At 64.7% G+C, this 623-nt stretch carries 1 protein-coding gene; it reads right to left on the bottom strand.

What is annotated here, in order from left to right:
* Positions 1-610: RNA polymerase sigma factor SigJ (sigJ, locus tag FEZ63_RS15800; RefSeq protein ID WP_150946429.1), on the bottom strand; the 610-nt coding region annotated here is incomplete at its 3' end.
* Positions 611-623: the final 13 nt, after the last annotated feature.

Here is a 623-nt window from a genome sequence, read left to right as displayed (position 1 = left end):
TGCCGCCACCGTCGGAGTGAACCACGACACTCTCCGCCAGCAACGCCTTGAGGGTATCGAGGTCACCGCTGTTGGTGGCTGTGAAGAAAGCATGTGCGAGCCGATCGCCCTCCTCGCGCGCAACCGGAAAGCGAGGACGGGCGGACTGCACGTGTCTGCGTGCCCTGGCGGCGAGCTGCCGGACCGCAGGCGCTTGCCGGCCAAGGGTCCTGGCAACCTCATCCAGAGGCAAGCCAAAGACGTCGTGAAGGAGAAAAGCTGCGCGCTCCAAAGGCGACAGGCGCTCGAGCGCCAGCATCAGCGTGAGGGTGAGGTCATCCGGATCGACAGACTCTTCCGTCACTTCCAAGAGCGGCTCCGGCAGCCATTCCCCAACATAGAGTTCGCGTCGCGCTCGAGCCGATTTCATCTCGTCCAGACAGAGGCGGGTGACGATCCTGGAGAGGAAAGCCCCAGGATCGCGGACGGATGTCGGATCTGCGTTCTGCCAGCGCAGCCAAGCCTCCTGCACCATGTCTTCGGCGGCCGCTCGTGAACCGAGCATCCGGTAGGCGAGACGCACCAGCCTGGGTCGGTGCGCCTCGAACTGGCCGGTATGCTCAGGCAGCATCACGTGCCTCGTC

Source organism: Microvirga brassicacearum, from assembly GCF_008757455.1.
In the GTDB taxonomy this organism is placed as follows: domain Bacteria; phylum Pseudomonadota; class Alphaproteobacteria; order Rhizobiales; family Beijerinckiaceae; genus Microvirga; species Microvirga brassicacearum.
Note: the sequence above shows the minus strand (reverse complement) of the source record. Positions and strands in the feature narration are given on the sequence as shown.